Raw genomic sequence first — 15,730 nt, forward strand, 5'->3', positions numbered from 1 at the left:
ATCATTAACCACATTAAGCACTACACTACTTGTCCCGATTTATCGGGATTGGCACATTAGTCTTATTAGTTCACTCTTTCTTCAACGCATTCACTGGATTCTGGTGCAAAGCCCACAGCGTCACTCCGGATGTAGCCAGAATGGCAATGATGCATTGGATCAATATGGGAATCACGAACATTGTCCAGTTCAATGAAGTATGATTGCTGTATTCATTTAGCATGTTGGTTGCCATATAATAGATAATGGGGACGGCTACGATTCCGGCAATCACAATCCATTTGACAATATCACCTGTCAATAAATTGAATATCGATGAGGAGTTGGCCCCGTTGATCCTGCGGATTCCTATTTCTTTTGTCCTACGAACCGTCGTATATAAGTGTATGGCTACCAGTCCCAACATAGCAATAAATATCGAAAGCAATGATGCCAATGTGATTACCTTAGAAGTGGTGGTGAAGGTCTCAAACTTTCCGGTATAGATATCTTCACTCCATGTTGAGTTCAGAATAAAATCGGGATCGAACTGATGAAATACAGCCAATGTTTTTTCGATTGCCTCTTTACGGTCTGTTCCCTCCCTGAAACGGATATATATCAAATTGCCTCCGCTTGTTTTACTCAAAGCCATTGGCTCAATTTTATCGGCTGGAAATGCATAACAAAAATCTTTTGCAACCCCAACTATTTCGGTAATCCCTCCTGTATACATCACAGATTTCCCGGCAACCGGGTATGATAGCCCCAGCATCTTGACGGCAGCTTCGTTCAGCACGATCTGATTGACGCTGTCGGGAGCGTTTTCCTTGAAAAAATCACCTTCAAGCAATTGCAGTTCCATCAACTCACATATTCCCGGCATGATCCGGTATTCTCCGATGCCATGTCTCTCCTCTTTGTTGTCGAGCAGGCTGATCCGCTGTCCGCTGTATCCCCCTCCGAAAGTATGTTGCGCAGCACTTACCTGTTTTATTTCAGGCACGGAAAGCAATTCCTGTCTTATCGCATCAAAACTATTGTAGATTGTTCTGTTCAGGGGAACAGTCACTACATTTTCAGGATTATATCCGAGGGGAATATTTTTGAGATAATTGGTCTGGCTGTTGACGATCATGATAAAAGACACAAGCACAATGGTAATGATGGATTGAAAAATCACTACGCCCACCATCAACCTGCGTTTTGAAAACCGGATTCTTTTACCCAGGATATCGAGCGGACTGAAGCGACTGAGATATAGCGCAGGATAAAATGCCGAAGAAACAACGGTCATGATGAAAAGGCCAATGGCCGACAGGATAAAAGAGGGATTCCATAGCTGGGCCATATCAATCTCCCTGTGGATCAATTCCGAAAAATAGGGAGCAAGTATGATCGTAAGGATCACACCGATGATAAAGGCGATCAATACGATACCTGATACCTCGGAAAAGAACTGACGGACAATATCAGCGATAGCCGCACCGTTAGTCTTACGGATACCAATCTCACGCATACGGGTTTCACCCTGCGCGATAAATAGATTGATGAAGTTGCTGACGGCGAGCAGCAATATAAACAGTGATAGTCCCGACAGGAGCCAGACGAGGCGTATGTCACCCATCCTTCCAATATTGCCGCTGAATCCATCGGAATGTAAATAAACATCAGTCAGTTTATCTGTTTTGCCATAAATTTTCGCATTGAATGCTTCGCCGAAAGCAGCAGTGATAGAGGAATATTCTTTCTCGATAGCGATCCTGACATCGCCGGGCGATGCATCCGGACTGATCAGGTAGTAGGTCAGAAATTCCAATCCCTGCATACCTTCCATCCAATGACTGATGGATTGCATGGGAAGTAATGCATCGAATGAGAAGTGGGTATTGGCCGGGAGATTCTCAACTACTGCCGAAACAGTATAATCCTGGTCGCTGATTTTGAGTATTTGATTGATCGCACTGTGACTATCTCCAAAAATTATATCGGCTTGCCGGCGTGTCAGCACAATTGAATTGGTATTGTCCAATGCCGTCTGGGCATTTCCTTCCACAAACGTCATCTGAAATACGTTGAAAAATTCAGGGTCAACGCATAAAGTACGGACATTCTGAAAACGCTCCTTTTCACGAGTTACCTCTAATGTTCCTCTCCGATAGAGTTGTACAGCTGTTTCCACCCCAGGAATTTTTGCCGGTAGTTCCGTGTAAGCTTTGCGCATATTGATGGCATAGTTAGTAGTCTGGTCTTTTCCTTCCCAGACGGTAATCAATCGCACAATCCGTTCGCTGTTCGCAAAATGCTTGTCGTAACTCAATTCATTTACCACGAATAGGATTAGCATAATAGAAACCGCCAATCCGATGGCTAATCCGGTAATATTCACCCATAAGAAAAATCGGGTACGCTTGTAAGATCTTAGAATGTTCATATTTTTATTTTAGGGCTCATTATTCTCATTGGCACATTGACACATTAATTCACTCTTTCTTCAGCGAATCGACAGGATTCTGGTTGGCTGCTTTCAGACAATTCATACCCACAATCAATTCGATAAACAATACCACAATGACTCCGCATCCGATAAATAAAAACGGAGACAATCCGATTTTCTCAGTAAAATTCTCCATCCATTTAGATGCCACCAAGGCAGCTGCAACTTCTCCTACCGCGCAGGCCAACAGAGCAATAACAAGGATATTTTTCATGAATAATCTTAATATCTCGCTCAGGTTTGCCCCATTGATTTTTCTGATCGCAATTTCGGCCCTACGCCGCAACATTTCACTATTGATGTAACCAATTAACCCTATAAGCGTAATGAGTACGGTAATTAATCCCCCGATAAAAATAGCATCACGGAATCGCCGTTCACCCGAATACATCTTTATCATACTGTCGCTGTAAGGCGAAAGTGTGACTTCTTTTTCGGACATGGTTTCCTGCAGGATATCATATACCTGTTCGATGTTCTCACCTGTCATTCTTTTGAGCTTGACGATCAACTTGCTATTTGGAGTACCTCTGAAAAACAGTACCGACGGGCGCATATCCTGATCGGAAATTGAACCCAGCCGGATGTCCGGATATACCCCCACGATTCGGCTCAACCCATGCCAAGTAATAATTATATCCTTCCCAACCACATCGTTCCATCCGGCTATTGCTTTCATTTTTTCTTTGAATGACCGGCTGACAATCACTTCATTGGGGCTACTGTCAACGTCGAATGATTTCCCTTCGATAATGAGTATTTCCATCAATGGAACGTAATGCTCGTCTGCCCAGTACATATCGGCAATATTGAACAGTTCACGCTCCTCGCCGGGTATAACCACATTATTACCAGATATACCCTCGAACGGGAGAGTGCTCGCTGTCGCCACGGATGCCACCTGTGGCAATTGACGTAACCGGTCTATGGCCGTCTGGACAGTACTTTGCGGTACACCGGTAGCATCTGCATGTAAGACGTTCTTATAAGAGTAACCCGGGTTATCATTGGTCATCAGATTATATTGTTTGCTGACAATGACTAACAACGAAAAAAGGAATGCTGCCGCAGCGAATTGCACCGAAAGTAATATCAGTTTCCATCTTGCCCGGATCTGTCCTGTACCCCGAAAAATGCTTGCCACAGGAATACGGGATAAAATATAAGCGGGAGCAAATGCGGTAAATAGAAAGATGAGAATGGCAATTACCGCCAGATAGAGGGAAGAACGGAGACTAAACAATGAAACCAATGATGCAGAAAGCATATTCTCTATCGTTCCCCTGAAACTGAATACAAGTAAACCGGCAAGCAGCAGGGATAAGACAAAATGAAGTAATGTCTCGGTCATTATTAAACTACCCACATTCCGGTTTTCAGCCCCATAACATTTATATACTGCTATCTCCCTTGAACGGCCTACCAATGCGGTGATCACAATCAGTACATAATTCAGGATAGCGGTAAGAATCAGTGCGAAAGCTATAATTGTAAGCAGTAGTGTCATCCTCTTGACCTCGGGAGAGCCGCTATGAATTGATTTTAATGGCTGAAAAGCATAGGTGAGAGTCCAACCGTTTTTAGCCTCTACCGACTCTATGTCCTGATGTTTCTTTTGCATACTCCGGACGGCAAGAGCCAGTTTTGTGGGATCAGTCCCCGGATGCAGTTTCACATACGCCCGATAGCGGTCATTTCCCAGCCAATTTTCCCGTCCGTCTAAACTGAAAAAAGAGGGTAGCGAATTGAGTGACACAATCACATCATAACGTTGATGGGAGTTTTCAGGGACATCCCTGTATATCCCTCCTATGATCAATTCTCTACCGGGATAGGTTTCTAATTGTATCTGTTTTCCCATTACATCACCTCCCATCTTTTCTGCTATGGACTTAGAAACCATAGCGTACATCGGTCGGGACAGTATCTCCTTTGCATTACCTGTGACCACCGGACGGGGAAGCACATCAAAGAAACAGCTGTCAGCCATGATAAAGGTTCCTTTGTACCGTTTTTTATCAGATGTGGAGAAAACAGCATCTTCATCGGTCAAAGGTGTAAACCGCGTTGCCATTTCAACTTCCGGGAGCTCTGCTTTCATGCCGAGAGCTATTGCGCCACTGACTTGCCCCCATTGATCCAGTCCTGTCTCATTCGTTCTTCCTGATAAGATTGACCAAATCTGATAAATACGGTCTGCATCGGGATAAAAATCGTCATAATTGCGCTCAAAACTTACCTTTGAGAGAAGTACCAGTCCGACTGCCAAACCAAATCCCAACGAGAGAATCTTTATCAGGTTGTTTTGCTTCTTTCGGAACAGGTTACGATATGCTAGTTTTAGGTTGTTCATATTGTTTCTTAAGAATCAAGAGCCAAGAATCAAGACATGAAAGTAAAATTTTCACTTTTCCTTATATTAGTCTCATTATTCACTACTTCACGAAGATCGGGACAAGTTGTCCCGATTTATCGGGATTGGTATATTGGCACATTAAGTTCATTATCATATCATCACATCAGTAAATCATCACTTCAATTTACTCCGTTTTCAGAGAATTCACCGGATTAGCGATAGCGGCACGCCAACTCTGACCGCTTACGGTCAGTACCACGATAAACAAGACAATAATTCCGGATAACGGGAAAATCCACCAATGTAAAGGTACTTTATAGGAGAAGTTCTCCAACCATTTCATGATTGCGTAGTATGCCACCGGTGTCGCTATGAGAAATGCGATGCACAGTTGTAGTAAAACCGTACGATTCAGCATGAACAGGATCTCTTTCTCGGTTGATCCGTTGATTTTCCGGATGGCTATTTCCTTTGATTTGGATTTCGCGTCAAACAGTATCAGGCCATAAACCCCCATAACGGCTATTGCTACGATGACTAATCCGAAAATAGCAATCAAGGAGGCCATATTTGTTTCGGTCTTGTATAGCTTATCCATCTCCCCATCCAGAAAATGCACCTCGAACGGGTCTTGACTGAACTTTTTCCAGGTACTTTCAATATAATCCAAGCTCCCTTTCACGTCATTGCCCGAAAGTTTAATCATAAAAGTATTGAAATTCTGCCATCTGCTAAGCACACCGAAAGCCATTGGAGAGATGCTTTCGTGCAGCGTCTCGAAATTGATATCTTGGGCAATTGCCTGTATGCGCCCCGGCCCGAACGCGTCGAAATCTTTCCCTACTATATCGCCTGTAAATTCATATTTCTTCAGGAACGTTTCGTTGACTACGATCTGCGATACCACCGAATCCATCTGTTCCGGTTTGCGTCCTTCAAGGATCTTGATATCGAAGAAATCGAAAAACCTGTTATCGACCGACCATACCCTGAGATTGATCTGTTTCCCTTCAAACTCCCTTCCCCACGACATGCCTATTCTTCCGGGTATGTCGCGCGTAATAGTATAGTCCTTTATACGTGAATCACGTAGCAGCTCCTGCCCGAAAGTCTGCGCTTCACGGCCAAGCCCGGAAAGGGGGACATACACCACGTTCTCTTTGGATATTCCCCAGTCGTAGCGCAGCATATAGTCGTTTTGTTGCTTTATGAACATGGTTACACCGATCAGGCTGATGGCCGTGGCGAACTGGAAAACAATCAGTGTGTTGCGCAGTTTTACACTTCGCTTATTCAACGAAAAAGACCCTTTCAGTGCTTCCGATTCGTCAACCGAGGTGCAGTAACGCATCGTATAAAGTCCTATAAGAAAGGATGCGATGAGTAAAATCAGGGATACGGCTATCAGCAAGGGAAGATGGTGCCCAAATGACAGATCGGCAGCGAATATCTCTTTTGCGAATGTGGTGGTTCTGAGGTAGAATATCGCGATCAGGGCGATAATGATTGAAATCAGGGTAAAGAACACGCTTTCCGTTGCCACCGTTAATTTCAACTTCGTTTTGTCAACCCCCAGAATCTTACGGATATTGATGCTGCGTACGCGGGCGGGTGCCATCGCTACAGACAGGTTCACAAAGTTTACAAATGCGATAAAAACCGTAATTATTCCTATCGCCAGCAACGTATAGGTTGTGTTGATGCGTTTGCTGCCTCCTTTTCCGGCATTGTTCAGATACAGATCGCCGGGAGGAGTCAGTCGTAATTCGATTCTCTTGTCTGGGTTCTCTTCATTGTGTTTGGCCCATCCTTCACCGAGGATCTCTTTATTGTTCAGCTTTTCCTGAATGGCTGTATGATCCCCCTTGCTTACCAGGAAATAAGAGTTGAAACTCCATTCCGTCTCATCATTTTCAGGCAGGTGGGTAAACAACCCGTTCGGCAGGCTGCTGTTGTCGGGGAAATCTTTATAGACGGCAGCGATCATCAGTTCATTCTTATTATACCGGAAACGCATGGTTTTTCCGACCGGATTTTCATCTCCGAACACGCGTAGGGCCGTTTTTTCGGAAATCATCGCCTTGCCGGGTTGTGAGAAAAGGGCGGTTGTGTCGCCGGATAGAATCTCAGGGGTGAATATGTCAAAGAATCCGGGCGTTGTGCGGGAGAGGTATATTGAATAGGTTTCCGGCGACGTAACACCCTTGTCAATATCGAATTTCTGCTCTCCCCAAAATGCTGCCATACAATAATTTTCAATCTCGGGAGCAGCCTGCGCGATCCGTGCCGGGATCTGAAAGTTTACGTTTGTAGCCGCCGCTCCTGTGTTTACATTGTATTGGTTGAATTGAAGCAGCTTATCCGTGTTTTTATATGACCTGTCATAGGTAAAGTCATAATGTACCTGTATGGCTACAATAAAGAATACGATCAACGCCACGGACAGCCCGACAATATTGATCAGGGAGGATGACTTGAAAGTCTTCAGCAGGCCGAAAAAGTTTTTAAAGATATTCATATCACTGTTTTTTTAAGAGCCAAGACTGTTAGAACCCGGAACCTAAGCTAATGTGCTAATCTATTAATGTGGCAATATGCCAATTAAATCGCAAATGATTAAATTATTAGTCGCTACTTGTCCCGATTTATCGGGATTAGGCACATTAGTCTCATTGGTACATTGGTTTATTCCGTTTTCAGTGAATCCACAGGGTTGGCGATTGCGGCCCTGTAGCTTTGCCAGCTTACGGTTACAACCGAAATAAGCAGCACAAGAAGACCTGAACCAACAAAGAGCCACCAGGGAATCTGTGCTTTGTAGGCAAATCGATCCATCCAGTTGTTGATAACCAGAAGTGATACTGGAACTGCCACCACAAAAGAGACCAACAACAGCCGAAGCATATTCCGGTTGAGTAATTGTAATATCTCACCTTCGTCTGCTCCATTGATTTTCCGGATAGCAATTTCTTTTGTCTTGTAGCGTGTATTGAACAATACCAGACCATATACGCCCATCATAGCAATAAGTACTGAAATAAGCCCGAAAGCACTGATTAAGTTGCCTGTATTGATCTCATTTTTATATAAGTTATCCATTGTAGTATCCAGAAACCTCAGGTTGAATGGCCTGTAGCTGAATTTTTTCCATGTTTGCTCTATCCGCGTGATATTGGCAGGAAGATCATTACCGGAAAGTTTTAGGTAAAGGTACTGGTAGTTGCTTTTTTCAGGGAAAACAACAAACGCCATCGGTTTTATCGGTTCATGCAGCGATTCGAAGTTGATATTTTCCACTACACCGAGAATATTGGAGGGGCTGAATCCCTCGAACTCCTTCCCAATAATATCTTCGGTAAAATCATTTACTCTCATGAATTCCTGATTGAAGATGATCTTTTCCCGATCCCTCTCTTCTGGGAAATTATCTCCCGCGACCATTTTCACCCCGAAGAAATCGAAGAAATTGGGTGTTACAGGCCAAATATGAAAGTAGTCTATGTATTTTCCTTCAAAATTCCGGCTCCAACTCATACCGATCCTGCCGGGCAAATTCCATGATAACGTGTAATCGATGACGGAGCCGTTTTGTTTCAGTTCGTCTCCCAACAGTTCGAGGTCGATACTGGGGTTACCCTCGTGGAGATAAGCAATGTTCTCCTTCTGAAATCCCCACGAGTAGTTTTGCATGTAATCGTTCTGCATCTTTATCATCCCCGAGATGCAGATCAACGCGATGGAGGCTGTAAACTGGAATAAGATCAGTGAATTCCTAAGTATCACGCCTTTAGGTGAAAGGAAGAAAGACCCTTTCATGGCGAATGCTTCATTAAAAGAGGTGGTATAAATGGCCGGATAAATACCGATAATTAATGAGAGGCAGAGAATTGAAGCTGAAATGACGGTGATAAGCTGCCGGTTGTTTTCAATGGAGAGGTCGGCCACAAAATTGGATGCCAATCCTGATCCTTTGAAATAGTGCAGGCAGACCAGGGAAAGGGCGAGGGAAAAGAGGGTAAACAGTACTGCCTCTGCCGCGATGGCCAAACGAAGCCGCATAGGATCTATTCCGAAAATCTTATGGATATTGACGTTTCTTATTCTGGCTGGTGCCATAGAAATGGCAAAATTAGTGTAGTTGATAAATGCAATCAACAAAAGGATGATTCCGATAGCCAACAGTGACAGGGTGGTATTGATTCGTTTATTGTATCCGTACAGGTAAATATTTTTCAGCGCCGGAAGCTGGTATTCGATTTTCTCCTCAGGATTTTCACTGAATTTACGAAACATCTCTTCGCCCCAAATGTCTGCACTGTTAAGCTTCTCCATCACGCTGTCGATACTTCCCGGCTCAATAAGAAAATAACCTTGGTAGTTCCAGTTGGAAGGATTATTCGGGAACATATAACTAAATATGCCGTTGCGGAGCGTACAATTCTCAGGGAAATCCTTATAGACAGCCGCAATGGTAAATGTCGACTGTCCGGATTGGAGTGTTTGTCCCAACGGATTCCTATCTCCAAAAATTTGTTTGGCAGTTTCCTCTGATATCAATGCCTTACCTTGTACATCAAATATTTTTTCGATGCTACCGGAGATTATTTCGGGTGTAAAAACATCGAAAAATCCTTGTGTAGCCTGTGCATACCACGTGGTATGCACACTTCTTTCTCCGTCCACTTCGGCGGTCACTTCCATTCGATTCGTTTGCTGCAGCAGACAATAGGCTTTCACCTCGGGGATCTTATCCTTTATTTCTTCGGGCAACACTTGGTTGATGGTCCAGAAGCTACTGCCATTGGCATGATGATAGCGGATGAACTGGTGTATTTCATTGGAATGTTCAAAGTTTTTATTGAAACTGAAATCATAATACACCTGAATCGCAATCACAAAAAAGGCGGTGAATGCCACGGTAAAACCTGCAATATTGAAAAAGAATACCGCTTTTGATGATTTTACAAATTGCTTGAAATTATTGATAATTAGCTTCATTAGTCTTATTATTCATATTGGCACATTAATCTATTTCAAAATCAATTCTTCGGCGGTACCGAATGTTTCGTAGCTGGAAGTGATCACTTTTTCACCCGGCTCGAGTCCGCTTGTTACCTCGTAATAGTTGGGATTTTGCCGTCCGATGGTGATCCTGCGTTTCACGGCTTTCTTTCCGTCGGGTGTGACGACGAAGATCCATTGTCCGCCGGTGGTCTGATAGAACGGCCCGCGGGGTATCAGGACTGCTTCCACCGGCTGTCCCAATTGCAGGCTGATATAATAGGTTTGTCCGGCACGGATATTGTCGGGACGCTCACCCTCGAACATGAATTCGGTTCTGAACTGCTTGTCGCGCACTTCAGGGAATACTTTCCGGACACGTAGTGCGAAGTTTTTATCCTGCCGTTCAAACGTGGCATCCAATCCGGCTCTCACCCGGTCGATATAATGTTCATCGATCATGGCTTCTACTTTGAAGTCGGACAATACGCTGATCTGTCCGATACGCCCTCCTGTAGGGATATTTTGTCCGATCTCCACATCCAGCAGGCCTAACTGGCCGTCTACCGGTGCCTTGATATTCAGGTTCTCGCTCCGTTGGCGAATCAACATCAGGTTCTGGCGCATATTGTGCAAACTCTCCTCCATCTGGTCGATTTGTACGGTGCGGTAGAGAGAGTCCTGCTTCTGCCGTTCCACGACCAACTGTCGCCCGTCTACGGCAAATTCATAGTCCTCTTTTGCCTGTAGATAGTCTTCTTTGGAAGCCAACTCCTCTTCGTATAGTTTTTTGTATTGTTCATATTTGCGCTGTTTGCGGGTAACGTCCAAGTCGAGTTGTAGTTTTTCCTTTTTCAGTGTCAGTCGGTCCTGCTCCATAGCTACCTGTGTGTTACGCAGGAAATTCTGCTTCTCGGCCAGTTGAGCCTCGCTGTCGAGTATATTCAGGCTCAGCATCGGGTTGCTCAGACGGACAATCACATCACCTTTATGCACGTTGGCACCCTCTTCCACATTCAAGATTCAAAATAGAGAAAAGTGAAAAATTCGGGATATTGGAATTGGGATCTCGGAAATAGAATGTGTAATTTCTGTTATATTGATTCATTGGCAATTAGTCATTGATAATTGGGAATTGAACTTATGGACTTCTCCATCTCTTCCCTTCTTGATTTCCGACTTCTTAGTTCTGACTTCTAATTTCAAACAAAATGAAACAAGGAAAAATTCTTGTCGTTGACGACAACAAAAATGTGCTCAGCGCACTTAAAATTTTGTTGAATGCACATTTCGAAGAAGTTACACTACTCTCTTCACCCACCACATTATTGGCAATGTTGAAAGAGAAAAATCCTGATGTGGTGTTGCTCGACATGAATTATTCGGCAGGGATCAATACCGGCAATGAAGGGCTATTCTGGCTTTCGGAAGTAAAGAGGGTAAATCCCGACCTGCCGATAGTACTCTTCACTGCTTATGCTGATATCGATCTGGCAGTAACGGCCTTAAAAGAAGGTGCCACGGACTTTGTGGTAAAACCATGGGATAATGCCAAACTGTTGGCTACATTGCAATCGGCGTTGGAACTGCGGCTATCTCGAAAAGAGGTGGTCAAACTGAAAGAGAAGCAGGATGTACTTAATTCCCAACTGAACAGGGAGAGCGATATTTATTGGGGTGAGTCGCAAGCAATGCGGGAGTTGTTGCGACTGGTAGAGAAAGTGGCAAAAACGGATGCCAATGTCTTAATTACCGGTGAAAACGGGACAGGGAAAGAGGTGATTGCACGCAGAATCCATCAACTCTCTCCACGTGCCAATGAGTCGCTTGTGACAGTAGATATGGGGGCCGTTACAGAAACGTTGTTCGAGAGTGAGCTTTTCGGCCATGTAAAAGGCTCTTTCACTGATGCACATAATGACAGGGCCGGAAAAATAGAGGCGGCAGATAAAGGGACACTCTTCCTCGATGAGATCGGAAACCTTGGTTACCCGCTTCAGGCAAAACTGCTGAATGCGTTGCAGTCGAGGCAGATTATACGTGTGGGTAGCAATAAACCTGTAGCAGTAAACATTCGGTTAATCTGTGCTACCAATCATAATTTATTCCTCGATGTGGAGAACGGACTTTTCAGGGAAGACCTGCTTTATCGGATCAACACCATCCAGATTGAGGTGCCGCCGTTACGTGACAGGAAAGAGGATATTCCGGGGCTGGCATCATTTTTTCTACACCGTTTTGCTGCAAAGTATAATAAAACAGGGGTGAAGTTAAGCAAAGATGCCATTGCAAAAATGCAGGAATATAACTGGCCCGGCAATGTGCGTGAATTAGAACACACTATGGAAAAAGCACTTATTTTATCGGATAACCGGGTAATAGATTCTTCAGACCTGTTCCTCCGTCCCCAGGGAGGTAGTGAAAAGGGCAAGGATCTTGAAAATGTCACTCTGGAAGAAATGGAACGGGTGCTTATTGAACGGGCTATGTCCAATTATGGAAGCAATATTTCCGCTATTGCCAAAGAACTCGGTGTTTCCCGTCCTACACTCTACAGCAAGATCAAGAAATACGGGCTTTAATCGTTGGCACCATGTTTAAATCGATCGAATACAAGCTATACATCTACATGATCCTGCTGATCGGAGCAGTGGTGATGAGCACCTATCTTGCCATACAAGCCGAATATGTTTATATGGTATTGTCCATTCTTCTGGGCATTTTCCTGCTTCATAATATGCGCCGGAGTTATAATCAGTTCAACAAGAATATTATTTTTCTGCTCAACGCTTTGGATAATGGCGATTACTCTTTCAATTTTGCCGAAACTAAACTCTCGCGGAGGGAAAAGGAGTTGAACCAGATGATGAATCGTATCAAGGAAATCCTGTCCAGAGCGCGTAAAGAGGTGATTGAGAATGAAAAATTCTTAAGTGTTATCATGGAGAGAGTCTCCACCGGCATCATCATCCTGAACGAAGAGAATGTAGTAATACAGATAAACCGCACTGTCAATCAGCTATTGGGACTTCCGGTTTTCACACATATTAATCAACTGGCGAATATCGATAAGTCGTTTCCCGACCTGTTCCGCAATCTGGATTCGTCGGACACCAAAACCATTAAAATCGCCAACGAGCGGGAAGAGATGCAGCTGAGCCTCAGAGCTTCTGAGATCATACTACAAGGAAGACGGCTGAAAATCATCACCCTGAACAATATCGGCAGTGAACTCGACTATAAGGAGATGGATTCATGGATACGCCTGATCCGTGTGATGACACATGAGATCATGAACTCCATTGCACCTGTCACTTCTCTGACCGACACGTTGCTATTTGCTTTTCGCAAGGACGAACCCTATGAAGAGGACTCTTTGATGCAGAATACCGTAGAGGCACTACAAACAATCAATTCGACGGCTAAGGGTTTGATAAGTTTTGTCAATTCCTATCGCCGTTTCACGGGAATCCCCAAGCCTCAGTTAAACCCCGTTTCATTGCAGTCCGTTATCGAGCGGGCAATAGTACTGGAAGCTGCCGTACTTCAAGAGAAAGGAATATCAGTAACACTACATCTACCCGATGAATCCACCGTGAGACAGGTGGATGAGTCCCAGATCATGCAGGTGTTGCTCAACCTTTTAAAAAACGCTTCGGAAGCCATCCCGGGAGAAAAAGGACAGATCAGGATAGAATTGATGGAAGAGAATGAGAAAATATACCTGGATGTATGTAATAACGGGCAACCCATCGCAGAAGATATGCTGCCAAATATTTTTGTACCCTTTTTCACAACCAAACATACCGGTACCGGAATAGGACTGAGCGTATCACGATATATTATGCGTCTGCATGGGGGCACGCTGACACACTTCAACAGGGAAGGGTGGACGGTATTTCGGATGGCCTTCTATCATTCCTCAAAATAAAAAAGGAGGAAAGCAATACTACTTTCCCCCCTATCCGACCGGAATCGTATAATGATTATTTTGCTATCCTTTCTAACCATTTGAGCATGCCCAACATGGTGAACATCGAGATCACACATGCTGACACAAATACCAACCATGTGGCTGTCATCGAAATGTTGGCATAGAAGATAGCTCCGATAAACAACAGACTGTTACCGATTGCCGTTGCACCTAACCAGGCTCCCTGCATGATTCCCTGCAATTTCGGGGGAGCGACTTTCGACACGAAAGAGATACCCAATGGACTGATAAAGAGCTCAGCTACAGTAAGGATAAAATAAGTACCGATCAACAGCCAGGGAGTCACACGTGCCGAGTCGGCCAATCCACCCATAGCATCCACTTCCGATTTAAGGGGAAGTCCTACCGACCCTATCGCCATAACCACATAAGCCAGTGCGGCAATTCCCATACCGATCGCTATCTTACGGGGGGTAGATGGCTCTTTCCCTTTAGCCCTGAGCCATCCGAAAAATCCTACTATAATGGGAGTAAGGAAGACCACAAAGAAAGGATTGATAGACTGGAATATTTCGGCCCCCTGCAAAGTGACAAATCCCAAGTTGAGCTTTATCTGGCTCAGGTCGGTGTAATCCTTGGCAAAATAAGTGAGAGTCAACCCGTTCTGGTGAAACGAGAACCAAAAGAAAATAACAACGGCAAATACGGCGAAAAGGGCATAAAGGCGCTGTTTCACCTCTTTGATATCCATCTCTTCCACAGCGGCATTGGCACTGTCGATCTGTTTATTGGCGGGATCGGGGAATCTGTTCTTATTGAAGAGGTATATCACCAATGAAACAAGCATCGCCACGATAGCCACCGCAAAAGCGTAATGGAACCCGGTAGTAAACACGTTCAGATATCCACTACTGAAAGTCGCAAGGTCGGTACCGGCAAATCCGGCTTCCGATGCCAGACTTTGTAACCGGGCCGTACCTTCAGAAGTAATGGTATTTCCCAGATATTGGTGAGCAAGCGTAGGAAGGTCGGCATTATACAGATATCCGTTCTTCTCTACCCACCAGTTCCTTACACCAACTGCAAGGAAGGGTGCGAAGATAGCACCCACATTGATAAACATGTAGAACAACTGGAAACCGGAGTCACGCATTTTGCTGTACTGCGGATTATCGTACATCTGCCCCACCAACGCCTGGAGATTACCTTTGAACATCCCGTTACCAAACGCGATAATAAGAAGTCCAAAACAACTTAAAGCCAACAGAATCCCGAATTTGTCCGATGGAACGGGTGTAGCCGTAGGAATAGAGATAATCACATATCCCAGTGTCATCAGGAGTAGACCGAGCAGAATGATCCCTTTATAGTTCCGGGTCTTATCGGCAATAAGACCACCTACCAGTGCTAACAGATAGATGGAAGCATAAAAGACTGAGTAAATAATTCCGGCATTCGTCTCGTTAAGACCAAACTTCGTCATTAAGAAAAGTGAGAGGATAGCCATCATGGTATAAAAACCAAAACGTTCTCCCATGTTCGCCAGTGAGGCGGCGAGCAACCCTTTAGGATGATTTTTGAACATTGATCAATTTGTTTATGGTTGTAAATATTAGTCTTCTCGGTCCTTTTTAATGTGCAAAAATAATGAAAACTGATAGATTTGCAACTGTTTTATAGTGGTTTTATCCTACATTTTTTAATTATTCGCTACATTTTTTCTTCATTTTGTTTGTCGAGAAGAAAAAAATAGTACTTTTGCACTCATTATCGATATGATATTTTTGTCATATCCACTTTATAGAAAAAATACAATGATTGGTTCTGTTTTTGCATTTGATTTCTGGTTTTACTTTTACTTTAGTAGGTAAAGGCAGGATTTTATATGCAGAATGAGAAGAATTTAAAAGTCATATCAGAATAATAAAGTCCTGTCGATTACACGATAGGACTTTTTTCATAT

At 44.0% G+C, this 15,730-nt stretch carries 8 protein-coding genes; 2 read left to right on the forward strand and 6 right to left on the reverse strand.

Going from position 1 to position 15,730, the window contains the following annotated elements; all coding sequences use genetic code 11:
- Positions 1 to 70: 70 nt before the first annotated feature.
- The 5 genes from PSM36_RS16265 to PSM36_RS16285 form a co-directional block, all read right to left on the reverse strand.
- Entirely contained in the window at positions 71 to 2,413 is a 2,343-nt protein-coding gene (locus PSM36_RS16265; RefSeq protein ID WP_076931804.1) for an ABC transporter permease, read from the reverse strand.
- 49 nt (positions 2,414 to 2,462) lie between these two features.
- On the reverse strand, positions 2,463 to 4,829 hold the full coding sequence (locus tag PSM36_RS16270; protein WP_076931805.1) for an ABC transporter permease: 2,367 nt from the start codon (positions 4,827 to 4,829) through the stop codon (positions 2,463 to 2,465).
- 187 nt (positions 4,830 to 5,016) lie between these two features.
- Positions 5,017 to 7,350: an ABC transporter permease gene (locus tag PSM36_RS16275; RefSeq protein ID WP_076931806.1), complete on the reverse strand. Its 2,334-nt coding sequence runs from the start codon at positions 7,348 to 7,350 to the stop codon at positions 5,017 to 5,019.
- A 167-nt stretch (positions 7,351 to 7,517) separates the two neighbouring features.
- The gene (locus PSM36_RS16280) at positions 7,518 to 9,830 is read right to left on the reverse strand and encodes an ABC transporter permease (protein ID WP_076931807.1); all 2,313 of its coding nucleotides are present in this window, start codon (positions 9,828 to 9,830) and stop codon (positions 7,518 to 7,520) included.
- Between the two features lie 30 nt (positions 9,831 to 9,860).
- Positions 9,861 to 10,853: an efflux RND transporter periplasmic adaptor subunit gene (locus PSM36_RS16285; RefSeq protein ID WP_232001476.1), complete on the reverse strand. Its 993-nt coding sequence runs from the start codon at positions 10,851 to 10,853 to the stop codon at positions 9,861 to 9,863.
- 191 nt (positions 10,854 to 11,044) lie between these two features.
- On the opposite strand from PSM36_RS16285, the gene PSM36_RS16290 reads away from it, so the two are divergent.
- Positions 11,045 to 12,415 (forward strand): sigma-54-dependent transcriptional regulator, encoded by a 1,371-nt coding sequence (locus tag PSM36_RS16290; RefSeq protein ID WP_076931808.1) that lies wholly within the window; start codon positions 11,045 to 11,047, stop codon positions 12,413 to 12,415.
- 11 nt (positions 12,416 to 12,426) lie between these two features.
- Positions 12,427 to 13,764, forward strand: coding sequence for a sensor histidine kinase (locus tag PSM36_RS16295; protein WP_076931809.1), 1,338 nt, complete (start codon positions 12,427 to 12,429; stop codon positions 13,762 to 13,764).
- Between the two features lie 55 nt (positions 13,765 to 13,819).
- Here PSM36_RS16295 and PSM36_RS16300 read toward each other — a convergent pair whose 3' ends face one another.
- Positions 13,820 to 15,352 carry a peptide MFS transporter gene (locus PSM36_RS16300; protein WP_076931810.1) on the reverse strand — a complete coding sequence of 511 codons (1,533 nt, stop codon included), beginning with the start codon at positions 15,350 to 15,352 and terminating at the stop codon, positions 13,820 to 13,822.
- Between the last annotated feature and the right edge of the window lie 378 nt (positions 15,353 to 15,730).

Origin of the sequence: Proteiniphilum saccharofermentans, from assembly GCF_900095135.1 — a bacterium.
Lineage (GTDB): Bacteria > Bacteroidota > Bacteroidia > Bacteroidales > Dysgonomonadaceae > Proteiniphilum > Proteiniphilum saccharofermentans.